The sequence below is a fragment of the Belnapia mucosa genome, assembly GCF_016775475.1.
GTDB classification, from domain to species: Bacteria; Pseudomonadota; Alphaproteobacteria; order Acetobacterales; family Acetobacteraceae; genus Belnapia; species Belnapia mucosa.
The window spans coordinates 138,615-159,517 of sequence record NZ_JAEUXJ010000010.1 but is presented as its reverse complement, the minus strand read 5'-3'; the positions used below and the strand labels follow the sequence as shown (position 1 = coordinate 159,517).

Here is a 20,903-nt window from a genome sequence, read left to right as displayed (position 1 = left end):
AGCGGCTTTTCCAGCTTCGGTCAGCGCCCAACCGACGACCATGACCAAGGCGTCTTTCCATGTGACTGGTCTGTCCACGTAGGCCGCGACTGTCACGCACAGCAGCGCCCAAACGCCATTCATGTTCTCTCTCCATCCCTGAGTAGGTTGTGGCAACTTGCGGGAAGCGCGGCGAGTACCGCAAGCTAGGAAGTGCGAGCCTTAGCCCTTCGTCACCACTTACGGTGCCCGCACCCGGCGAGAGGCTTCCATCCTAGACTCGGCGCAGTTCGAGGGTGGACATTAATGCCAGCGCGACAGCTTGTGGTCTGATTTGTGGACTGAAAGGGCGCATTCGAGCAAAAGACGCAGAAACCTTCGCGGAATGGCGGATGGGGTGGGATTCGAACCCACGAGCCCTTGCGGGCTGGCGGTTTTCAAGACCGCTGCCATAGACCACTCGGCCACCCATCCTTGCGCATGGTCCGTGAACCGCTAACTTAGCCTGCCTCCTGAGATGGGACAAACGATGCGATCGGTCGCCGCCGCGCTGCCCGCGCTCCTCTTGCTTGCCGGCGCCGCTGCGGCGCAACCCCTGCCGCCGCCCGACCGGCGCGGCACGGTCAGCGTGATCTCCGAGAATGACAGCTATGCCCGGAATACGGACCGTTGGTATACCAACGGCTTCCGCTTCAACTGGACCTCGGCCGAGGACAACCTGCCGGGGCCGCTCGCATCCCTCGACCAGGCGCTGGCCGGGCTGTTCGGGCCGGCGCGCAGCCGCTGGGGCCTCGGCTTCGGGCAGGACATGTTCACGCCGGTGGACAAGCGGCTGAACAATCCGGATCCGCGCGACCGGCCCTATGCCGGCTACCTCTATGGCGAGATCAATCTCGACCGCCGCACCTGGAACACGCTCGACCGCTTCAACCTGCAGATCGGCGTGGTCGGGCCAAGCTCCTTGGCGCGGCCGACCCAGGATGTGGTGCATGCGATCCTCGGCGATCGCCAGGCGCGCGGCTGGCACTACCAGCTGCGCGACGAGCCGGTCTTCAACCTGCATTACGACCGCATCTGGCGCGTGCCGGTGGCGGCGCTGCCGGGCGGCTTCGGCATCGATACCCTGCCGACCGTGACGCTGGCCGCCGGCACGGTGCAGACCTATGCCGGCATCGGCGGGCGCATCCGCATCGGCCAGGGGCTGGACCGGGATTTCGGCGCGCCGCGCATCCGCCCGACCGTCTCCGACGCGCCGGCCCCGGTGGGCGAGGGCTTCGGCTGGTATCTCTTCGCCGGGGCGGGCGGCCGCGCGGTGGCGCGGGATATCTTCCTCGACGGCAATACCTACCGGGACAGCCGCTCGGTCGACCGTCGCACCTTCGTCGGTGATCTGGAACTGGGCGGGGCGGTGTTCTGGCAGAATGTCAGGCTGAGCTACACCCAGGATTTCCGCAGCAAGGAATTCGTCGGCCAGAAGAAGGACTTCGTCTTCGGCGCGCTGTCCCTCTCGATCTCCTTCTGAGGGTCAGGCCAAGCTGAAGCGGATCGAGACGGCGGTGCCGCCCGGGCCGGAGCGCTGGGTGACGGTGCCGCCGACCGCCGAGGCGAGGGAATCGACGATCCGCCGGCCAAGCCCGGTGCCGCCTGTCGGCCGGCCGGTCGTGCCGACTCCCTCATCCTCGACGGAGAGCAGCCCGCCATCCTCCGTCGGCTCCAGCCGCACCCGGATCGGGCCTTCCTGCCCTGCCGGATAGGCGTATTTCAGGGCATTGGTGACGAGTTCCGAGACGATGACGCCGAGCGAGACGGCGCGGTCGGTCGGGACTTCCATCGGCACCGCCTCCAGCGCGATCTCGCGGCCATCGACCGAATGGCCGATCTCCCGGACCAAGCCGGCCAGGTAGTCGTGCAACGCGACGCTCCGCACATCCTCCGAGGTGTAGAGTCGACGATGCACCTGGGCCACCGCGGCGATGCGGTTGCGCATGGCGCCCAGTGCATCCCGCGCCGAGGGGTCCTGCACCGCGCCCTCCTGCAACCGGATGAGCGAGGCGATGAGCTGGAGGCTGTTGGCGACGCGGTGGTTCACCTCCCGCAACAGCAGGGCGCGCTGGCTGGCCAGCTCCTCGGCGCGGTCCAGCGCCTCGCGCACCGCGGCCTCGGCCCGTTCATGCGCCATGCGCAGCGCTGCCCGCTCGATCGCATCCTCGATGGCGGTGCGCAGCAATTCGAGGAAGTCGCCCCCGACATCCTTGATGACATAGTCGGCCGCGCCGGCCCGCAGCGCGGCGATGGCAATGCGGCCCTCATCCGAGCCGGTGACATAGATGACGGGCGGCAGGCGGGGCAGGGCACGCAGCCCTTCCAGCGTATCGAGCCCGTCCTGCCCGGGCATGTAGTGGTCGAGGCAGATGGCGTCGAACCCACCCTCGGTGGCCCGGGCGATGCCTTCGGCACCGTCGGCGGCGGTCGCCACCGCATAGCCATGCCGCTCCAGGCCGCGCTGGACCAGGCGGCGCAGCCCCGGCTCGTCGTCGATATAGAGGATTCGGCGCGCGGTCATCGGTCGGCTTCGGATGGTCAGGGGGTCGGCGGCACCTGGATCACCGCCAGGAAGAGGCCGAGCTGGCGCACGGCCTGGGCGAAGGTCTCATAGTTCACGGGCTTCGTTATATAGACGCTGCAGCCCAGTTCGTAGCAGCGGCGAATCTCCCGCTCGTCATCCGTGGTGGTCAGGACGATCACCGGTGCGGCGCGGAGCTGCGGGTCGGCCTTCAGCCGGGCGAGGATGTCGAAGCCGCTCATATCCGGCAGGTTGAGGTCGAGCAGCACCAGGAAGGGCCGCTGCTCCGGCCGGCCGGCGCCGACCAGATACTCCAGCGCCGAAGTGCCGTCGGTGAAATGCCGCACCTCGTTGAAGACCCCGGCGCGCTGCAGGTTCTTCTCGATCAGACGGGCATGGCCTTCGTCATCCTCGACCATCACGATGGTCACGGCCTGGGCGGCGGCGTTCATGCGGGGGAATCCTCCGAAGCGGGGGCCGAGGCCGGGGCGGTCAGGGCCAGGGTGACGCGGAAGGTGGAGCCGAGGCCGGGCGCCGAGCGGCATTCGACATCCCCGCCGAGTCGTCGGGCCAGGGCCCGGACATGCGCGAGGCCGATTCCCTCCCCCGGCCGGTCCTGCCGGCCGGAGCGGCGGAACAGTTCGAAGATGCGGCCATGGTCGCGCGGGTCGATCCCCCGGCCATTATCCTCAACCTCGATCACCGCATGGGTCGCGGTGCGGCGGCCGCGCACGGCGATGCGGCCGGGGCGGGACGGGTCCAGATATTTCACCGCATTGTCGAGGAGGTTGCCGAAGATTTGCTCGACCGCCAGCCGATCGGTCCGCAGCACCGGCAGGCCCGGCGCCACCTCCAGCCGCGCCCCGGCTGCCTCGAGCTGATGCTGGAGCGCGCCGGCGATGGCGCCGATGACCCCATCGAGCGCCACCTGTTCCGGCTGCAGCATCCGCCGCCCCTCGCGCGACAGGCGGAGGATGGCATTGATCAGCCGGTCCATGCGCTGGGTGGAGGATCGGATGAAGCCCAGCGCCTCCGGGATGTCCTCGGTGACGGCCAGCCTGGCATCGGAAGCGAGCAGCGCCGGCGCCTCCCCCTCCAGCCGCGCGACCAGGGCGGCGAGAGGTTCGATCGAGGCCTGCAGCTCGGCGGTGAAGCCCATGATGTTGACGAGCGGCGAACGGAGGTCGTGCGAGACGATATAGGCGAAGCGCTGCACCTCCTCATTCGCGGCGGCCAGCGCCGCGGTGCGCTCCGCGACCCGGGCCTCGAGCGAGCTGTTGGCCGCGGCGATCGCGGCCTGGGCCGTCTCCAGCACGATGGTGTAGCGCCAGGCGAGGAGGGCGGCGCCGATGGTAACCGCCAGGATCAGCAGGAAGGCGGCGGCGGCGCCGATCAGCAGGAGCCGCCCATTGCGGTTGAGGGCGGCGCTGCGGGCCGCGACCTCCTGAGCGCTCTGCGCCTCGATCCGGGCGACGCTCTGGCGGATGGCATCCATCGCCACCTTGCCGCGATCGGTCCGCACCACGGCCAGCGCGCCCTGGAGGTCGCCGAGTTCGGCGCGGGCGAGGGTCTCGGCCAGCTCATCCATCTTGGCGCCGGCGAGATCATGGAGGCGCCGGATCGCGCCCGTATCGCCGCCGGTCGCCGTCACCATCCGCTCCAGCCGCGGCAACTCGCGCGGCAACCCCTCGATGGCGTCATGATAGGGCTGCAGATAGGCCGAGTTCTGGGTCAGGAGATAGCCGCGCTGGCCCGTCTCCGCATCCTGCAACAGGGAGAGGACGCGGCTGGCGGCCAGCCGCACCTCCTCCGTCGCGCTGACGCCGGTGGCGAAGCTGCGGCTGTTCTCGATGAGCCAGACCAGCCCGGCCCCGGTGGCGAGCAGCGCGGCGAAGCCGATGGTCATCAGCAGCAGCGAGAGCTGCCCGAGCATGGTCTTGGTGATCGGCATGGCGGGCCCGCGCCTCTCCCGCAGGTTGTCTGGACTTACAGTGCCGAAACCGTGCCCGCAATTCCCCGCCCCGGCCTTGCCTGCGGCGGGGTCGCGGGGCCAGATGGGCCTCTGTCCGAGATCGCGGGAGGAAACCCGGGTGAACATCCTGGCGAATAACGCATCCAACCTGGTGCAGGCCGACCGCGAGTCCGAGGGTGCCCGGCTGCGCCTGATGCATGCCATGGAGCGGAAGCTGCTCTGGCTCTCGGCCTGGATGATCCACCATGCGAACCATGTGCGGCCGAACCGGGACGGGCTGAAGGTGGGCGGGCACCAGGCCTCCTGCGCCTCCGTCATCTCGATCATGACGGCGCTCTATTTCGAGATCCTCAAGCCCGAGGACCGGCTGGCGGTGAAGCCGCATGCGGGGCCGGTCTTCCATGCGGTGAACTACCTGTTCGGCCGGCAGGAGCGGGCGAAGCTGGAGACGCTGCGGCAATTCGGCGGCATCCAGCCCTATCCGTCGCGCGTGAAGGACGGGGCGGAGGTGGATTTCTCGACCGGCTCGGTGGGCCTCGGCGTCGCGCTGACCAGCTTCGGCAGCCTGGTGCAGGACTATGTGCAGCTCCATAAGCTGGGGCGGCCGGACGTGCCGGCCGGGCGGCACATCGCCATCGTCGGCGATGCCGAGCTGGATGAGGGCAATATCTACGAGGCCCTGCTGGAGGGCTGGAAGCACGATGTCCGCAATGTCTGGTGGGTGATCGACTACAACCGCCAGAGCCTCGACTCCGTGGTGCAGGACCGCCTCTTCGGCCGGATCGAAGGGCTGTTCCGCGACATGGGCTGGAATGTCGTTACCCTGAAATACGGCCGCAAGCTGGAAGCGGCCTTCGCCCGCGAGGGCGGCGAGGCGCTGCGGCACTGGATCGATGACTGCCCGAACAGCCTCTATTCCGCGCTGACCTTCCAGGGGGGGGCCGCCTGGCGGGCGGCGCTGCTCACCGATCTCGGGCGGGAGCCGGGCATCCGCGCCATCATCGACCCGCTCTCCGACGAGGAGCTGGGCGCGTTGATGACCAATCTCGGCGGCCATGACGTGGCGACGCTGCTGGAGGCCTTTCGCGCCCAGGACGCCGCCGGCGACCAGCCGACCTGCTTCATCGCCTATACCATCAAGGGCATGGGCCTCCCCTTCGCCGGGCATAAGGACAACCATGCCGGGCTGATGACCAAGGAGCAGATGGCCGGCTTCAAGCAGGGCATGGGCATCGCCGACGGCCAGGAATGGGAGCCCTTCGCCGGCCTCGATGTGCCCGAGGCGGAGCTGCGCAGCTTCATCGAGAGCGTGCCCTTCGCCCGGAAGCTGGCCGAGGAGGGGCGGCGCCTTGCCTCGCCGGTGGTGCCGGTGCCGGAGGCCTTCCCGCTGCCGCGGGTGCCGGCCGGGCGGAAGCTCTCGACCCAGGCCGCCTTCGGCGAGGTGCTCGCCGAACTGGGGCGAGGGCAGGGGGCGGCGGCGCCGATCGCCAGCCGGATCGTCACCACCAGCCCGGACGTCACCGTCTCGACCAATCTCGGCGCCTGGGTGAACCGGCGCGGGGTCTTCGACCGGCATCTGAAGAACGATGTCTTCCGCGATGCGAAGCTGGCCTCCGCCCAGCGCTGGGGCATGTCGCCGGAGGGGCAGCATATCGAGCTCGGCATCGCCGAGCAGAACCTGTTCCTGCTGCTCGGGGCGCTCGGCCTGTCGCATTCCCTCTATGGCGCGCGGCTGCTGCCGGTGGGGACTGTCTACGACCCCTTCGTCAATCGCGGCCTCGATGCGCTGATCTATGCCTGCTACCAGGATGCGCGCTTCATGCTGGTAAGCACGCCCTCCGGCCTGACCCTGGCGCCTGAAGGCGGGCAGCACCAGTCGATCAACACGCCGCTGATCGGGATCGCGCAGGACCGGCTGGCCAGCTACGAGCCGGCCTATTCGGATGAGCTCTCCATCCTGATGCGCTGGGGCTTCGAGCATATGCAGAAGCCCGAGGGCAGCGCGGTCTGGCTGCGGCTTTCGACCCGCGGGCTGGAACAGCCGCAGCGGAAACTCGACCCCGCGGCGGTCGTGGCCGGGGCGCATTGGGTGCAGCCCCCGGCGCCGGGGGCGCGCATCGCCATCGCCTATCAGGGGCCGGTGGCGCCCGAGGCGATCGCCGCCTTCGAGGAGTTGCGGACGGAGGAGCCGGGGGCGGGGCTGCTCGCCATCACCAGCCCGGACCGGCTGCATGCGGAATGGCTGGCGGCGCGGCGGAAGGCCCGCAGCGGCTTCGGCCAGCCGAGCTGGATCGAGCAGCTGCTGGCGCCGCTCGCCCCGGATGCGGCGCTGGTGACGGTGCTGGACGGCCATCCGGCGGCGCATGCCTGGATGGGCGCGGTGCGTGGGCAGCGGGTGGTGCCGCTGGGCGTCGACCGGTTCGGGCAGGCCGGGGATATCCCCGACCTCTACCGCGAATACGGGCTGGATGCCGACAGCATCCTCGACGCCTGCGCCCAGGCGCTGCTGGGGTAGGGGGCTCAGCCCCGCTTCAGCGCCGGGGCCAGGCCAGTGCGGAAGAATTCGATGAAGCCGGCTTGGTCCGGGCCGATCTGGCTCAGGATCAGGTGGTCGAAGCCGGCCTTCTGGAATTTCTCCACCGCCTGCAGGAAGGCCTTGGGATCGGAGCCGGCCGGGACCTGGGCGGCCATCATCTCGGGCGCCACATGCTCGGTCGCGGCGGCGAAGGCCTCGGTGCTCGGCAGCTCCGCCATCACCTTCCAGCCGGTCACCGCCCAGCGGGAGTAATGGCGGGCGGTCTTCAGCCCCTCCTCCTGGCTCGGGGCGAAGCAGACCGAGATCTCGGCATAGCAGGGGCCCTGGCCGCCGGCCTTGCGATAGGCCTCGACCAGTTCCGGCTTCGGCTCGGTGGCGATCAGCCCATCGGCCTTATGGGCGGCGAGGCGCGAGGCTTCCGGCCCGCCGGAGGCCAGGATCACCGGCGGCTTGCGCTGCGGCCGGTCGAACAGCCGCGCATGGTCGAGCTGGAGGTAGCGCCCGCGATAGTTGCTCAGCTCGCCGGTCAGCAGGCCCTGGATGATCTCCAGCGCCTCGCCCAGCCGGTCATGCCGCTCGCCGAAGCCGGGCCAGCCCTGGCCGACCACATGCTCGTTCAGCCGCTCCCCGGCGCCGAGGCCGAGGACGAACCGGTCCTCGCTGAGGATCGCCAGCGTCGCCGCGGCCTGGGCGATGATCGCCGGGTGGTAGCGCATGATCGGGCAGGTGACGGCGGTCATCAGCCCGATGCGGCTGGTGGCCTGGGCCATGGCGCCGAGCACGCTCCAGGCGAAGGAGGCATGGCCCTGCTCCTCCACCCAGGGGGAGAAATGGTCGGAGATGGCGGAGAATTCGAAGCCGGCCGCCTCGGCGGCGACGAGGTTGCGGACGAGGGCGCGCGGGTCGTGCTCCTCGGCCATCAGCTTGTAGCCCAGGGTGGTCATGTGGGTCTGCCTCGGCGGGGGGTGAGGGGATGCCGGGGCAACGTGGCGCGCGGGGGAACGGTTGCGGCGACCTGGCGCTAGGCCGCGATTGCCGGAGGTGCCCCCCCTTGCTCTCGCTGCTCGACCTCGCCGCCCTGCTGCTCACTCTCTCGGCCGGGTTCGGCTGGATCAACCACCGTTTCCTGAGGCTGCCGAGCTCGATCGGGTTGCTGGGAATGGGGCTGGTCGCCTCGCTGCTGATGGTGGGGCTCGACCTCGCCTTCCCGCAGGAGCCGCTCCACCGGGAGCTGACGGAGGCGCTCCGGGCGATCGACTTCGAGAAGACGGTGATGGACGGGCTGCTCGCCTTCCTGCTCTTCGCCGGGGCGCTGCATCTCGATATCGGCGCGCTGCGCGGACGGGCGCTGCCGGTCGCGGTGGCGGCGAGCCTCGGCACGGTGGTCTCGACGGGGGTGATCGGCGGCGGGTTGTGGCTGGCCTCGGGGCTTGCCGGGCATCCGCTGCCGCTGGCCTGGGCCCTGGTCTTCGGGGCGCTGATCAGCCCGACCGACCCGGTGGCGGTGATGGGGACGCTGAAGGCCGTCAGCGTGCCGCAGGCGCTGGAGACCGACATGTCCGGCGAGTCGCTGTTCAACGACGGCGTCGGCGTCGTCATCTTTGCGCTGCTCCTGGCGGTGGCGCAGGGCGAGCATGCCGGCCCGGGCGATATCGGCCTGCTCTTCCTGCGCGAGGCGGTGGGGGGTGCCGTGCTCGGGACGCTGACGGGCTTCCTCGCCTATCGCATGACGCGGCGGGTCGACGAGCATGCGCTGGAGGTGATGCTGTCGCTGGCGCTGGCGACCGGGACCTATGCGCTGGCGCAGCGGCTGGAGGCGAGCGGGCCGATCGCGGTGGTGGCGGCGGGGCTGCTGCTCGGCAATCGCGGCGCCAGGCTCGGCATGAGCGAGCGGACGCGGCGCTACGTCTTCGGCTTCTGGGAGGTGCTGGATTACGGGCTGAACGCCGTGCTGTTCCTGCTGATCGGGCTCGAGGTGCTGGTGATGCGCTTCGATGCGGGGTTCCTCGGCATCGCGGCGCTGGCGGTGGTGCTGGCGCTGACCGGGCGGTTCGTCGCGGTGGGAGGGGCGGTTCTGGGGCTGCACAGGCTGGTGGATTTCTCGCCGGGGACCGTCGCGGTGTTGACCTGGGGCGGGCTGCGCGGCGGCATTTCGATCGCGCTGGCGCTGTCGCTGCCGGAGGTGGCGGAGAAGCCGGCCTTGCTGGCGGCGACCTATGCGGTCGCCGTCTTCAGCGTGCTGGTGCAGGGCGGGAGCCTGGGCTGGGTGGCGCGGCGGTGGGTGTCCCCGAGGGCGGCAACCTAAGTTGCATACAGTATAACCCCCGTGTCACTCGGCCGTCATTCTGCCGTTGTCCTTCCCCCCTAGCCTCGCCAGCCAAGGCCGCACCGAGGCAGGCCGCGGAAGGGGAATCAATGAGCGATTTCAACACATTGGACGGCGGGGCACCCGAGGTCGTCGGCCATCGCGGGGCGAGCGGCTACCGGCCGGAGCACACGTTGGAGTCATACAGGCTCGCCATCGAACTGGGCGCGGATGTGGTGGAGCCGGACGTCGTCGTCACCCGCGACGGCGCGCTGATCGCCCGGCACGAGAACGAGCTCGGCGGCACCACCGATGTCGCCGACCGGCCGGAATTCGCCGACCGGGAGACGACGAAGACGATCGACGGGCAGGAGATCACCGGCTGGTTCGCCGAGGATTTCACCCTGGCCGAGATCAAGACGCTCTACGCCCGCGAGCGCATCCCCGAGGTGCGGCCGGACAACACCGCCTTTGACGACCTCTACCGCATCCCGACCCTCGACGAGGTGATCGCGCTGGTGCGGCAGGAGGAGGCGCGGACGGGGCGGGAGATCGGCATCATCCCGGAGACGAAGCACCCGACCTTCTTCGCCCAGGAAGGCACCTATCTCGACGGTACGCTCATTCAGCAGGACACCAGCCAGCTGCTGGTCGATGCGCTGGTGAAGGCCGGGTTCACCGACCCGGAGCGGGTCACCATCCAGTCCTTCGAGCTCGGCAACCTGATCGAGCTGCAGAAGGAGATCATGCCGGAGGCGGGCATCGACCTACCGCTGGTGCAGCTCCTCGGCGGCTCCTACGACCTGGCCTTCAACTTTGATCCCGGCAAGGCCGCGCTCGGCGCCGATGCGACGATCTATGACGAACTCGGGCTCGACCTGTCGATGGAGAGCGCCATCAACGAGGACCTGCTGAGCGCCGAGGCGCTGCAGGCCATGGCGCGCGTCTATGCCGAGGCGATCGGTCCCTACAAGGACACCATCCGTCCGGTCACCGAGCTGGAAACGCCAGTGGATGGCGACGGCGATGGCAAGGCCGAGATCACCCGGCAGCTCACCGGCGAGACCACCTCGCTGGTCGAGGATGCGCATGCGGCGGGGCTGGAGGTGGCGCCCTACACGCTGCGGGCGGAGGAGAGCTTCCTCTCCCTGACGCCGGACGGAAAGGTCGAGACGCTGACGGAGGAGGCGCGGGCGCTGATCGAGATCGGCGTCGATGGCATTTTCACCGACAACCCGGATATCGGCCGCGGCGCGGTGAACCAGGAATTTGAGGCGCGCGGCTGGGACGGCGCCGACTGGGATGCCGTCGCCGCCGAGGCCACGCGGAATTTCGAGCGGACCGGGCAGTGGTACGTCTCGGGCATCGGCTTCGGTGATCCGGACCGCGAAGAGGTAGCGGACTGGAATGCGGTCGCGGCACAGGTCGAAGCGAACTTCGCTGCGACGGGGCAGTGGTTCGTCTGAGCCGGGATCGGCGCGCCCCATTCGCGGGGCGCGCCAGCCGACTCAGCCCATATTCACCATGATGGTCTTCTTGTGGGTGAAGTGCTCCAGCATCGCCTCGAGCGAGGCTTCCTTGCCGAGGCCGCTGCTCTTCACGCCGCCATAGGAGAGGTTAGCCTGGACCACCAGGTTCTGGTTGATCTGCACCAGGCCGGCTTCCAGCCGATGCGCCAGGTCGAGCCCGACCTTCAGGTTGTTGGTCCAGAGCGAGGCGGCGAGGCCGTATTCGCTGTCATTCGCCTCGGCCAGCACCGCTTCCGGCTCGTCGAAGGGGGCGATGACGGTGACCGGGCCGAAGATCTCCTCGCGCACCAGCCGGCTGTCCTTGGTCAGGCCGGTGAAGATGACGGGCTGGATGAAGAGGCCCTTCTTCAGCGCCGGGTCGGTCGGCATGGCGGAGCAGACATGGGCGGTGGCGCCCGGCGTCTTCGTGCCTTCCTCGATGAAGCCGCGGACCTTCTCGAGCTGTCCCTCGGAGACGATGGTGCCGATATCGGTCTTCTCGTCCAGCGGGTCGCCCATGACCATCGTGTTCACCGCATCCGTCATGGCGGCGACGAAGCGGTCGAAGATCGGGCGCTCGACATAGATGCGGCTGGCGGCGGTGCAGCTCTGCCCCTGGCGGGTGAAGCGCATCGAGGTGAGCGCGCCGCTGACGGTCTTGTCGAAGTCGCAATCGGCGAAGACGATCATCGGCGACTTGCCGCCGAGTTCCAGCGTCACCGGGATCAGCTTCTCGGCCGCGGCGCGGGCGACGATCTTGCCGGTCTCGACGCTGCCGGTGAAGGTGAGCTTCTTCACCAGCGGATGCTCGACCAGCGGCGCGCCGCATTCCGGGCCCATGCCGGAGAGCATGTTGAAGACGCCGGGCGGCAGGATGCGGTTCATCAGCTCGCAGATGCGGAGCACCGCGAGCGGCGCTTCCTCGGCGCTTTTCACCACCACCGCGTTGCCCGCCACCAGCGCCGGCGCGACCTTCAGCGCCATCAGCAGCATCGGCACGTTCCAGGGAATGATGGCGCCGACGACGCCCAGCGGCTCCCGCACCGTCACGCTGAGGACATTGGGCGCGAAGGGCACGCTCTCGCCCTTCAGCTCGCTGCCCAAGCCGCCGAAGAATTCGAAGATATCGGCGACGACGCCGGCCTCGACCCGGCTTTCGGTCCGGAGTGCCTTGCCGGTCTCGAGCGCAATGAGGCGCGAGAGCTCCTCCTGATGCTCCTTCAGCAGGGCGGCGCACTGGTAGACCAGGGCTCCACGCTTGCGGGCCGGCAGCTTCGCCCAGTCCTTCTGCGCGCGGGCGGCATTCTGCACGGCGGCATCGACATCGGCGGCATCGCCCTCGGCGGCTTCGGCCACCTGGATGCCGGTCGCGGGGTTCACCACCGGGAAGCGGCGGCCGCTGCGGGCGGGGACGTATTCGCCGCCGATGAGATGGACGCCAGACAGCGCCTTGGCCAGCGCGAAGGGATCGAGCAGCGGGGCGGTGGGGGCGGCGGTATGGCCGGGGGAGTGGGTGTCCATGGCGTTCCTACCCGTGAGACTGCCGGGGGTTATCGCGCCAGGGGCGGGCCATGTCGAGGGAGGCGCTCGGGGCCCCGGCTAGGCTCCTTGCTGGGCGGCCTGGATCGCGGCGAGCAGGGCGGCGATATCCGGCAGCTCCGCCGTCGCCTCGGGCGAAAGATCGACCCCGAAGCGGTCGTTCACTTCGAGGATCAGCATCATATGGTGCATGGAATCCCAGCCCGGCACGTCGCGCGCGCCCATCTCGGGACGGAATTGCACGTTCCAGGCGTTCAGGGCGCTGGCGAGGACCTCGTAGAGCTCCTCAAGACTGGCGGCCATGTGGGTCTCCCTTGGCGCGCAGCGCGGCATAGCGGGCGGCGTTGCTCTCGCGGCTGATCTTGCCGCTGGTGGTTTTCACCAGCCAACCGGGTTCCACCACCTGCACCGCGCCGCAGGCGATCCCGAGCGCGTCCAGCACGGCGCCGTTGATGGCGGCGACCAGGCTGGCGGCATCGGCGCCTTCCTCCCGCTCGGCCACCACCACCAGCCGTTCGGTGCCGAGGTCGGGGTCGTCCTGGCCAAAGGCAACGGCGCGGCCGGGCTTGAGGCCGGGCAGGTCCTGCAAGGCGGCTTCCACGTCATGGGCATGGATGTTCTTGCCGGCGACGATGATGAGGTCCTTGATCCGGCCGGTCACGAAGACCTCGCCATCCTCGACCAGGCCGAGATCGCCGGTGCGGTACCAGCCCTCCGCCAGCGCTGCCGCCGTTGCCTCCGGGTTGCGGTTGTAGCCGGTGAAGAGGAAGGGGGCGCGGATGCAAAGCTCGCCGATCTCGCCCGGCGGCAGCGGTCCGGCCTCGCCGCGCGCCTCGACCTCGCAGCCCGCGAGCGGCGGGCCATTGGAGAGCAGGGTACGGCCATCCGGCAGGGTGAGGCGGCGGACTGGAGCGCCGGGCGCGGCCTGGGCGACGGCGAAGACGGTCTCCGCCATGGCGTAGCAGGTGCGGAGCGACTCCTCGCGGACGCCGGCGTGGGCGAAGCGGGCGAGGAAGGCGGCGAAGGCATCCGGCCGGCAGGGCTCGGAGCAATTGGTCCAGGCCTCGACGGAGGAGAGATCCAGCCCCTCGACGCGTCGCACGGTGCGGGCCAGCAGGTGGAAGGCGAAATTGGGCAGCCAGACATGGCTGGCGCCGATGCGCGTCACGCCCTCGAAGAGCAGGGCAGGGCGGCCGACCCAGGCGAAGGGATCCATCGCCGCGATGCGGCCGCCGAGCCATAGCGGCAGCAGCAGCCCGGTGATCAGGCCCATATCGTGATAGAGCGGCAGCCAGGAGGCGATGGCGGGCGGCGCCCGCAGGCCGAGCCGCTCCGCATAGGCATCGAGCTGCAAGGCGATGGCGCGATAGCTGAGCGCGACGCCCTTCTTCAGCCCCGTCGTGCCGGAACTGTGCTGCAGCAGCGCGATGGCATCGGCATCCGGCAGGCTGGCCGGCAGCACGGCAGGGAGGGCATCCGCCTCGGCACAGCGGAGCAGGGGCGGGGTGGCCTCGCCCAGCATGGCGGCGATCGGGGCGTGCAGCGCCTCCTCGGCCAGGATCGCGGCGGGGGCGGTCTGGGCCAGCAAGGTCCGGTGCTGCCGCCAGTAGAGCGCGGGATCCTGCTTCGGCGTCGGCGGCGGCAGGAAGCTCGGCATGGCGCCGGCCAGCATGCCGCCGAGGAAGCCGGCACAGAGGTCCTGGCCATGCCGCAGCATCAGGAAGACCAGCCCGCCCGGCTTCACGCCACGCGCCCGGTAGAGCGCCGCGAATTGCAGCGCCCGGTCGAACAGCGCGGCGAAGGGATACTCCTCCCAGCCGGCAGGCCCGTGCAGCAGGGCGAAGGGAGCATCCGGCTCCTCCCGCCGGCGACGGAGCAGCGGGTCGAGGAAGGGGTTGCCGCCGCTCACGTCGCCTGTGCCAGTTCCAGCACGGCGGCGCGCACCATCTCCGCCATCGGCCGTTCATAGGCGAGGCCGGGGGCGGTGTTATAGGCCTCGGGCGTGTGCCAGACATAATCGGCGCCCGGCTTCCGCACCTTCAGCACCCGCAGCCGCGCGGAGTCGGGTGCGGGAGCCTCCGTGTAGCCGATGACGGCGATGCGGAAATCGAGTTGCGGGAAGGCCTCTGCCAGCCGCGCCTCGATCCGGGCGAGGTCGGTCGGCGGGTAGCGTTCCATGACGAAGAGCGCGCGCAGTCCAGCTGCGGCGGCGAGCAGCCGCTCGGCCCGGGCGGCGTAGAGGGCGGCGAGGCGGGCGAAGCCGTCCCCGGCATAGGCCGGTCCCGTCTCATGCCCGAGCAGCATGCCATAGGCGGGCAGATGCGGCGTATCGCCGCCCGAGGGCGAGCGGATGCTGCCATAGGCGGTGGGGTCGCCGAACCGTGCGAAGCGGTCGGCGATGGCCTGGGACACGCCGCGTTCCGGGGCGATGGCGGCGGTGTACGGCCCTTCCACCGCCAGCTCGGCAAAGCCCCAGCGCATGAGCAGGTTGTAGGGCAGGCATTCCATCCCGACCGGGATGCAGGGCACCGCGAGGCCCGAGACCTCCGCCCGGATGGCAAGCGCCCGATCGAGCCGCTGGCGGGCGATGCCGAGCTCGCCATGGAAGGCGGGCGGCAGGGCGGCCTCGGGCCGCGCCTCGGCAAGGCGAAGCGCCTGTTCCGCCAGCGCGATCCGGCCGGCGGTCTCGGCCGGGAACATCAGGTAGCGCAGGAAGTCGAAAGGCGGCGCCGGCGCAGCCTCCAGCCCGGCAGCGAGGCGGTCGAGCATCGCCCGCGACCGGGTCCAGTCGCCAAGGCGGCGCCAGGTCTCGGCGGCATGGAACAGCGCGTCGCGCAGGCCCTGGCCGCTCTCGCTCTCCAGCAACCGGTCGAGCAGGGCGAGGCGCGCATCCCAGTCCTGCGGCGCGCAGCCGCCGAATTGCGCCCAGAGATCCGCCGCCATGCCTGAAACCCGTGCCACCCCCGATGCGCTCCGCCCCAAGGGCGGCGACGGCCGGACCCTACAGGAGCCGCCGCCAAGTGGACAGTATCCGGCCCCTGCATTAACCAGGAATGACCACGGAAGCGTCGAGGACGGAGAATTCCATGAGCGAGGCGAGCCAGACCCCGGCCGCGAACGGTCCCCTGCAGGGCCTGCGCGTGCTGGACCTGACCCGGGTGCTGGCCGGTCCGACCTGCACTCAGATGCTGGGCGATCTCGGCGCCGAGGTGTTCAAGATCGAGCGGCCGGAAGCGGGCGACGACACCCGCGGCTTCGCCCCGCCCTTCGTCCCGAATACGCGCGAGAGCGCCTATTTCGTCGGGGTGAACCGCAACAAGAAGTCGATCACCCTCGATATCGGCAAGCCGGAAGGCCAAGCGGTCATCCACCGGCTGCTCGAGCATTGCGACATCCTGGTCGAGAATTTCAAGGTCGGCGCGCTGGCGAAATACGGCCTTGGCTGGGAACAGCTGAAGGCGAAGTATCCGCGGCTGATCTACTGCTCGATCACCGGCTTCGGCCAGACCGGCCCCTATGCGCCACGCCCCGGCTATGACGCGCTGATCCAGGCGATGGGCGGCGTCATGTCGCTCACCGGCGAGCCGAAGGGGACGCCGCAGAAGGTGGGCGTGCCGGTCGCCGACCTCTTTGCCGGGCTCTATGGCTGCATCGGCATCCTCGCGGCGGTGAACCACCGCAATGCCACCGGCCAGGGTCAGCAGATCGATATCGGCATGCTGGATACGCATGTCGCCTGGCTGGCCAATCAGGGCATGAATTACCTGGCGACCGGCGAGAACCCGCCGCGGCTCGGCAACCAGCATCCGAACATCTCGCCCTATCAGGAATTCCCGACCAAGGACGGCTACATCATCCTGGCGGTCGGCAACGACCCGACCTTCGAGCGCTTCTGCAAGGCTTTCGGCCAGGAACAGCTGCTGAGCGACCCGCGCTTCGCCACCAACCCGAAGCGGGTCGAGAACCGCGATCTGGTGACGCAGACGCTGACGCCAGTGATGCAGTCGAAGACCACCACGGAATGGATCGACCTGCTGGAGGCGCAGAAGATCGGCTGCGGCCCGATCAACACGCTGAAGGAGGTCTTCGCCGACCCGCATGTGCAGGCACGCAACATGGTGCTGAACCTGCCGCATGCCTCGGGCGAGACGGTGCAGGTGATCGCTAATCCGGTGAAGCTCTCGGCGACGCCGCCCAGCTATCGCAGCCCGCCGCCGCTGCTCGGCCAGCATACCGGCGAAGTGCTGGGCGGGATGCTCGGCATGAGCGAGGCGGAGATCGCGGCGCTGCGCGAGCGCGGCATCCTGTGATGTAACGCCGGGAGCGGCCGGGGCCTTTCGGCGTTGGCTGCGGCATGATGCCGCCGCTCAAGCCCTTCCGGCCCCGACCGCCCTGGTTCGGCGGCACCTTGCAGACCCTTCGGGCGCTGCGCTGGCCGCTGCCACCGACCCTGCCGCCCGGCCATCGGCTCTGGCTGCCGATGCCGGACGGGGATGCGCTGGCCGCCATGCTGCACCTGCCGGAACAGGGGGCGCCGCGGCCGCTTGCCCTGCTGGTGCATGGCATCGCCGGCAGCGAGGACGACCCCTACCTGCGCGAAGCCGCCGCCGGCCTGCTGCGGCGCGGCTTCCCCGTGCTGCGGCTGAACCTGCGCGGCAGTGCCCGCAGCCTGCCCCGCAGCACCAGCCACTACCATCTCGGCCGGTCCGAGGATCTGGCCGAGGCGCTGGCGGTGCTGCCCGAGGTGCTGACGGGGCAGGGGGTGGTGATGGCCGCCTGGTCACTCGGCGGCGCGCTGGTGCTGGAGCTCCTGGCGCGGGACCCGCCCGAGGCACCGCGCCTGCTCGGCGCCGCCGCCATCAGCCCGCCGCTGGAGCCGGAGCAGGCGCATGCGGCGATCGACGCCAATCCCGTGCTCGGCCGCGCCCTGCTGGCGCTGTATCGGCGGGAGGTGCTGGCGGTGCCGGCCCGCGACCTGCCGGAGGAGCTGCGGCAGGCGGCGCGGCGGGCAGGCTCCCTGACGGAATTCGAGACGGAGGTGACGGCGCCGCGCTTCGGCTACCCCTCCTATGCCGTGTTCTGCGAGATGAACCGGCCGGCTGCCGCCCTCCCGCGCATCCGGGTGCCGACGCTGCTGCTGATGGCGGAGGACGACCCGCTGGTGCCGATCGGCGCCATGGCGGGCATCGACTGGCAAGCCTGTCCGGCCGTGCTGCCGCTCGCCATCGCCGGCGGCGGGCATTGCGGCTTCTATGATCGGGGCAACGAGGAGAGCCTGGCCGTGCGCACCCTCGCCGCCTTTTTCGAGGGCGTCAGTAGCCCGGACGGGGCGTCAGTTCCATGATCGCCTGGTCGAGCCCGCCATCGACCAGCACCTCGCCGCCCGTGACATAGCTGGCGCGCGGGCTGGCGAGGTAGATCACCGCATCGGCGATGTCCTGCGGTGCGCCGATGCGGCGGAGCGGCAGGATGGCCTCGCGCCGCTCCTTCACGCCGGGTGCCTGGTAGAAGCTTTCCGACATCGGGGTGCGGATCAGGCCGGGGCTGACGATGTTGCTGCGGATGCCGTCCGGCCCCCATTCCAGCGCCAGCTGGCGGGACAGCATGGCGACCGCCGCCTTGCTCGGGCTGTAGCCGCCGCTGCGCGGCTGCGGGTTGCTGGCCGCGATGGAGGCGATATGCACCAGCGCCCCGCCGCGCCCCAGCATCTGCGGCCGGAAGGCCTGGGCGCAGAGCAGGTAGCCGGTGAGGTTCACCGCCAGCAGCGTGTTCCACTCCTCGAGCGGCAGGGTGGCGAGCGGGCCGGAGCGGAGGATGCCGGCATTGTTCACCAGGATATCGGCCGGGCCGAGCTTGTCGGCCGAGGCGCGGGCGGCATCCGCGATGCTCGCCTCCGACCCCGTATCGCAGGGAATGGCGGCGACCCGGCCGCCGGCGGCGCTGAGCTGGCCTTCCAGTGCCAGCAGCCCGTCCCGGTCGCGGTCGAGCAGGGCGACGGCGGCGCCCGCCTCGATGAAGGAGGCGGCGATGGCGCGGCCCATGCCGCCCGCCGCGCCGGTGACGACCGCGATGCGGTCGGCGAGGCCGAGCCAGTCCGCGTTCATGACCGGGCCCTCAGGAGGCGCGCCGCCTCCAGCGCGAAATAGGTCAGCACGCCATTGGCCCCGGCGCGCTTGAATCCAAGCAGGCTCTCCAGCATGGCGCGTTCGTGCTCCAGCCAGCCATTGCGGACGGCGGCCATGATCATGGCGTATTCGCCGCTGACCTGATAGGCGAAGGTCGGGACGCCGAAGCGGTCCTTCACCCGGCGGATGATGTCGAGATAGGGCATGCCCGGCTTCACCATGACCATGTCGGCGCCTTCGGCGAGGTCGAGCGCCACCTCGCGCAGCGCCTCGTCCGAATTGGCCGGGTCCATCTGATAGGTCTTCTTGTCGCCCCGCAGGGCCTTGCCGCTGCCGACCGCATCGCGGAAGGGGCCATAGAAGGCGGAGGCGTATTTCGCCGCATAGGACATGATGCGGGTATCGATCAGCCCGGCCTCGTCCAGCCCGGCGCGGATGGCGGCAACGCGGCCATCCATCATGTCGGAGGGGGCGATGACATCGATCCCGGCCTCGGCCTGGTTCACCGCCTGGCGGACCAGGACGGCGACGCTCTCGTCGTTATGGACATAGTCGCCGGCCCGGGTCTCGCGGATCACCCCATCATGGCCATGATCGGTATAAGGGTCGAGCGCCACATCGCCGACCAGGCCGAGTTCGGGGAATTCCCGCTTCAGCAGCCGGGCGGCGCGGCACATCAGGTTCTGGGGGTTCAGCGCCTCGGTGCCCTCGGCATCCTTCAGCTCCGGCGGCGTCATCGGGAAGAGGGCGATCGCCGGGATGCCAAGGGCGGCCGCCTGCTCGACATGGCCGGCGAGGCGGTCGAGCGTGACCCGCACCACGCCGGGCATGGAGGCGACATCGGTGGTCTGGCCGCTGCCCTCGCGCACGAAGATCGGCCAGATCAGGTCATCGACCGTGAGGGTGTTCTCGGCGTTCAGCCGGCGCGTCCAGGCATCGCGCCGGTTGCGCCGCATGCGGGTGCCAGGGAAGGCCCCGGTCGGGGTGCCGATGCTCATGCCGCCTCCAGCGCCTGGGCCAGGTCGGCGATGATGTCCTCCACATGCTCGATGCCGATGGAAAGGCGCACATAGCCGGGGGTCACGCCGGTCGCCAGCTGCTCCTCGGCGGAAAGCTGGCTATGAGTGGTGGTCGCCGGATGGATCGCCAGCGACCGCGCATCGCCGATATTGGCGACGTGGTAGAGCATCTTCAGGCTGTCGATGAAGCGCGCGCCGGCCTCGGCGCCGCCCTGCATCTCGAAGCCCATCAGGCTGCCATAGCCGCCATGCAGCGCCGCATCGGCCCGGCGCTTCGCCTCGCCGGTCTGGACGCTGGGATGGATCACCTTCGTGACCTTGGGGTGGGAGGAGAGATAGGCCGCGACCTTCAGCGCGTTGGCGCAATGGCGTTCCATCCGCAGCGGCAGCGTCTCCAGCCCTTGGAGGAACATGAAGGCGTTGAAGGGGGACATGGCGGCGCCCAGGTCGCGCAGCAGGCAGGTGCGCATCCGGAGGATATAGGCGATGGGGCCGAGCGGCTTGGCCGCCTGGCTCCAGACCGCGCCGTGATAGCTGGGGTCCGGCTGGTTCAGCGTCGGGAAGCGGTCGCCCCCGGCCTCCCAGTCGAAATTGCCGCCATCGACGACGATGCCGCCGATACTGGTGCCATGGCCGCCGATGAACTTCGTCGTCGAATGCATGACGATGGCGGCGCCGAGGGCGAGCGGCTTGCAGATGATGGGCGCCGCGGTGTTGTCCATGATGAGCGGCACGCCGAGCTTCCGGCCGATGGCCGCCACCTCCGCGATTGGGAAGACCTGCAGCTTCGGGTTCGGCAGCACCTCGGCATAGTAGCAGCGGGTGCGCGCATCGGTGGCGCGGGCGAAGCCTTCCGGGTCGGAGGGATCGACGAAGCGGACCTCGACGCCGAACTGCTTCAGCGTATTGGCGAAGAGATTCCAGGTGCCGCCATAGAGATCGGTCGAGGAGACGATGTTGTCCCCGGCCGAGCAGAGATTCATCACCGTGAAGCTGGTGGCCGCCTGGCCCGACCCGACCGCGAGCGCGGCCGCCCCGCCCTCCAGCGCCGCGATCCGCGTCTCGAGCGCGTCGCAGGTCGGGTTCATGATGCGGGTATAGATATTGCCCAGCTCGGCCAGGCCGAAGAGCCGGGCGGCATGGCCCGTATCCTGGAACTGGAAGCTGGTGGTCTGGTGGATCGGCACGGCGACCGAGCCGGTGGTGGGATCGGCCCGGTAGCTGCCGCCATGCAGCGCCAGGGTCTCGGGATTGGTGCTGTGGACCATGGGGTGCTCCTCCGCGGGGCGTTTCCCGAGTCGTGCCATTTCCGGCGGCATCGCGGAAGGGGGAGCACGCTCGCCTTCGGGCGGCCGGC

At 69.9% G+C, this 20,903-nt stretch carries 17 protein-coding genes and 1 tRNA gene; 6 read left to right on the top strand and 12 right to left on the bottom strand.

Annotated elements, in window-relative coordinates:
* Positions 1 to 365 precede the first annotated feature (365 nt).
* Positions 366 to 453, bottom strand: a tRNA-Ser gene (locus JMJ55_RS21040).
* Positions 454 to 508: 55 nt separating this feature from the next.
* Between JMJ55_RS21040 and JMJ55_RS21035 the strand changes: the two genes are divergently transcribed.
* Positions 509 to 1,501 carry a lipid A deacylase LpxR family protein gene (locus JMJ55_RS21035; RefSeq protein WP_202827566.1) on the top strand — a complete coding sequence of 331 codons (993 nt, stop codon included), beginning with the start codon at positions 509 to 511 and terminating at the stop codon, positions 1,499 to 1,501.
* Positions 1,502 to 1,504: 3 nt separating this feature from the next.
* Here JMJ55_RS21035 and JMJ55_RS21030 read toward each other — a convergent pair whose 3' ends face one another.
* The 3 genes from JMJ55_RS21030 to JMJ55_RS21020 are packed head-to-tail and all read right to left on the bottom strand — an operon-like array spanning position 1,505 to position 4,493.
* Entirely contained in the window at positions 1,505 to 2,542 is a 1,038-nt protein-coding gene (locus tag JMJ55_RS21030) for a sensor histidine kinase (protein WP_202827565.1), read from the bottom strand.
* A 17-nt stretch (positions 2,543 to 2,559) separates the two neighbouring features.
* A complete protein-coding gene (locus tag JMJ55_RS21025; protein WP_202827564.1) occupies positions 2,560 to 2,994 on the bottom strand; it encodes a response regulator in 435 nt (144 codons plus the stop codon).
* Entirely contained in the window at positions 2,991 to 4,493 is a 1,503-nt protein-coding gene (locus JMJ55_RS21020; RefSeq protein WP_202827563.1) for a sensor histidine kinase, read from the bottom strand. Before JMJ55_RS21020 ends, JMJ55_RS21025 begins: the two co-directional genes overlap by 4 nt.
* A gap of 139 nt (positions 4,494 to 4,632) precedes the next feature.
* Here JMJ55_RS21020 and JMJ55_RS21015 point away from each other — a divergent pair, with 139 nt between their 5' ends.
* Positions 4,633 to 7,029, top strand: a complete 2,397-nt coding sequence (locus JMJ55_RS21015; protein ID WP_456237082.1) for a 1-deoxy-D-xylulose-5-phosphate synthase N-terminal domain-containing protein — start codon at positions 4,633 to 4,635, stop codon at positions 7,027 to 7,029.
* A 5-nt stretch (positions 7,030 to 7,034) separates the two neighbouring features.
* Here the strand turns inward: JMJ55_RS21015 and JMJ55_RS21010 are convergent, their stop codons facing one another.
* Entirely contained in the window at positions 7,035 to 7,994 is a 960-nt protein-coding gene (locus tag JMJ55_RS21010) for a TIGR03557 family F420-dependent LLM class oxidoreductase (RefSeq protein WP_202827562.1), read from the bottom strand.
* A gap of 107 nt (positions 7,995 to 8,101) precedes the next feature.
* On the opposite strand from JMJ55_RS21010, the gene JMJ55_RS21005 reads away from it, so the two are divergent.
* On the top strand, positions 8,102 to 9,355 hold the full coding sequence (locus tag JMJ55_RS21005) for a cation:proton antiporter (RefSeq protein WP_202827561.1): 1,254 nt from the start codon (positions 8,102 to 8,104) through the stop codon (positions 9,353 to 9,355).
* A gap of 110 nt (positions 9,356 to 9,465) precedes the next feature.
* Positions 9,466 to 10,821 (top strand): glycerophosphodiester phosphodiesterase family protein, encoded by a 1,356-nt coding sequence (locus JMJ55_RS21000; protein ID WP_202827560.1) that lies wholly within the window; start codon positions 9,466 to 9,468, stop codon positions 10,819 to 10,821.
* Between the two features lie 42 nt (positions 10,822 to 10,863).
* Here JMJ55_RS21000 and JMJ55_RS20995 read toward each other — a convergent pair whose 3' ends face one another.
* The 4 genes from JMJ55_RS20995 to JMJ55_RS20980 all read right to left on the bottom strand — a co-directional run bounded on the left by JMJ55_RS20995 (position 10,864) and on the right by JMJ55_RS20980 (position 15,363).
* Positions 10,864 to 12,384 carry an aldehyde dehydrogenase family protein gene (locus tag JMJ55_RS20995; protein ID WP_202827559.1) on the bottom strand — a complete coding sequence of 507 codons (1,521 nt, stop codon included), beginning with the start codon at positions 12,382 to 12,384 and terminating at the stop codon, positions 10,864 to 10,866.
* 78 nt (positions 12,385 to 12,462) lie between these two features.
* Positions 12,463 to 12,705: an acyl carrier protein gene (locus JMJ55_RS20990; protein ID WP_202827558.1), complete on the bottom strand. Its 243-nt coding sequence runs from the start codon at positions 12,703 to 12,705 to the stop codon at positions 12,463 to 12,465.
* Positions 12,689 to 14,311 carry an AMP-binding protein gene (locus JMJ55_RS20985; protein WP_202827557.1) on the bottom strand — a complete coding sequence of 541 codons (1,623 nt, stop codon included), beginning with the start codon at positions 14,309 to 14,311 and terminating at the stop codon, positions 12,689 to 12,691. Before JMJ55_RS20985 ends, JMJ55_RS20990 begins: the two co-directional genes overlap by 17 nt.
* Positions 14,308 to 15,363 (bottom strand): hypothetical protein, encoded by a 1,056-nt coding sequence (locus JMJ55_RS20980; RefSeq protein WP_202827556.1) that lies wholly within the window; start codon positions 15,361 to 15,363, stop codon positions 14,308 to 14,310. The genes JMJ55_RS20985 and JMJ55_RS20980 overlap by 4 nt, the downstream gene beginning before the upstream one ends.
* A gap of 125 nt (positions 15,364 to 15,488) precedes the next feature.
* Here JMJ55_RS20980 and JMJ55_RS20975 point away from each other — a divergent pair, with 125 nt between their 5' ends.
* Together JMJ55_RS20975 and JMJ55_RS20970 are read left to right on the top strand one after the other, a co-directional pair.
* Entirely contained in the window at positions 15,489 to 16,712 is a 1,224-nt protein-coding gene (locus JMJ55_RS20975; RefSeq protein WP_202827555.1) for a CaiB/BaiF CoA transferase family protein, read from the top strand.
* A 44-nt stretch (positions 16,713 to 16,756) separates the two neighbouring features.
* Positions 16,757 to 17,746, top strand: coding sequence for a YheT family hydrolase (locus JMJ55_RS20970; RefSeq protein WP_202827554.1), 990 nt, complete (start codon positions 16,757 to 16,759; stop codon positions 17,744 to 17,746).
* Here JMJ55_RS20970 and JMJ55_RS20965 read toward each other — a convergent pair.
* From JMJ55_RS20965 to JMJ55_RS20955, 3 genes are read right to left on the bottom strand one after another with little or no spacing between them, the layout of a single operon-like run.
* On the bottom strand, positions 17,715 to 18,506 hold the full coding sequence (locus JMJ55_RS20965) for an SDR family NAD(P)-dependent oxidoreductase (protein WP_202827553.1): 792 nt from the start codon (positions 18,504 to 18,506) through the stop codon (positions 17,715 to 17,717). The two genes, JMJ55_RS20970 and JMJ55_RS20965, sit on opposite strands and share 32 nt — an antisense overlap.
* A complete protein-coding gene (gene hemB / locus JMJ55_RS20960) occupies positions 18,503 to 19,525 on the bottom strand; it encodes a porphobilinogen synthase (protein WP_202827552.1) in 1,023 nt (340 codons plus the stop codon). Before hemB ends, JMJ55_RS20965 begins: the two co-directional genes overlap by 4 nt.
* Positions 19,522 to 20,814, bottom strand: a complete 1,293-nt coding sequence (locus tag JMJ55_RS20955) for an O-acetylhomoserine aminocarboxypropyltransferase/cysteine synthase family protein (protein WP_202827551.1) — start codon at positions 20,812 to 20,814, stop codon at positions 19,522 to 19,524. Before JMJ55_RS20955 ends, hemB begins: the two co-directional genes overlap by 4 nt.
* Positions 20,815 to 20,903: the final 89 nt, after the last annotated feature.

What these genes read in the sequence shown, in the direction of transcription:
- JMJ55_RS21035 (WP_202827566.1), top strand. Translation starts at nt 509, where the DNA reads ATGCGATCGGTCGCCGCCGCGCTGCCCGCGCTCCTCTTGCTTGCCGGC.
- JMJ55_RS21030 (WP_202827565.1), bottom strand. Translation starts at nt 2,542, where the DNA reads ATGACCGCGCGCCGAATCCTCTATATCGACGACGAGCCGGGGCTGCGC.
- JMJ55_RS21025 (WP_202827564.1), bottom strand. Translation starts at nt 2,994, where the DNA reads ATGAACGCCGCCGCCCAGGCCGTGACCATCGTGATGGTCGAGGATGAC.
- JMJ55_RS21020 (WP_202827563.1), bottom strand. Translation starts at nt 4,493, where the DNA reads ATGCCGATCACCAAGACCATGCTCGGGCAGCTCTCGCTGCTGCTGATG.
- JMJ55_RS21010 (WP_202827562.1), bottom strand. Translation starts at nt 7,994, where the DNA reads ATGACCACCCTGGGCTACAAGCTGATGGCCGAGGAGCACGACCCGCGC.
- JMJ55_RS21000 (WP_202827560.1), top strand. Translation starts at nt 9,466, where the DNA reads ATGAGCGATTTCAACACATTGGACGGCGGGGCACCCGAGGTCGTCGGC.
- JMJ55_RS20995 (WP_202827559.1), bottom strand. Translation starts at nt 12,384, where the DNA reads ATGGACACCCACTCCCCCGGCCATACCGCCGCCCCCACCGCCCCGCTG.
- JMJ55_RS20990 (WP_202827558.1), bottom strand. Translation starts at nt 12,705, where the DNA reads ATGGCCGCCAGTCTTGAGGAGCTCTACGAGGTCCTCGCCAGCGCCCTG.
- JMJ55_RS20975 (WP_202827555.1), top strand. Translation starts at nt 15,489, where the DNA reads ATGAGCGAGGCGAGCCAGACCCCGGCCGCGAACGGTCCCCTGCAGGGC.
- JMJ55_RS20970 (WP_202827554.1), top strand. Translation starts at nt 16,757, where the DNA reads ATGATGCCGCCGCTCAAGCCCTTCCGGCCCCGACCGCCCTGGTTCGGC.
- JMJ55_RS20965 (WP_202827553.1), bottom strand. Translation starts at nt 18,506, where the DNA reads ATGAACGCGGACTGGCTCGGCCTCGCCGACCGCATCGCGGTCGTCACC.
- hemB (WP_202827552.1), bottom strand. Translation starts at nt 19,525, where the DNA reads ATGAGCATCGGCACCCCGACCGGGGCCTTCCCTGGCACCCGCATGCGG.
- JMJ55_RS20955 (WP_202827551.1), bottom strand. Translation starts at nt 20,814, where the DNA reads ATGGTCCACAGCACCAATCCCGAGACCCTGGCGCTGCATGGCGGCAGC.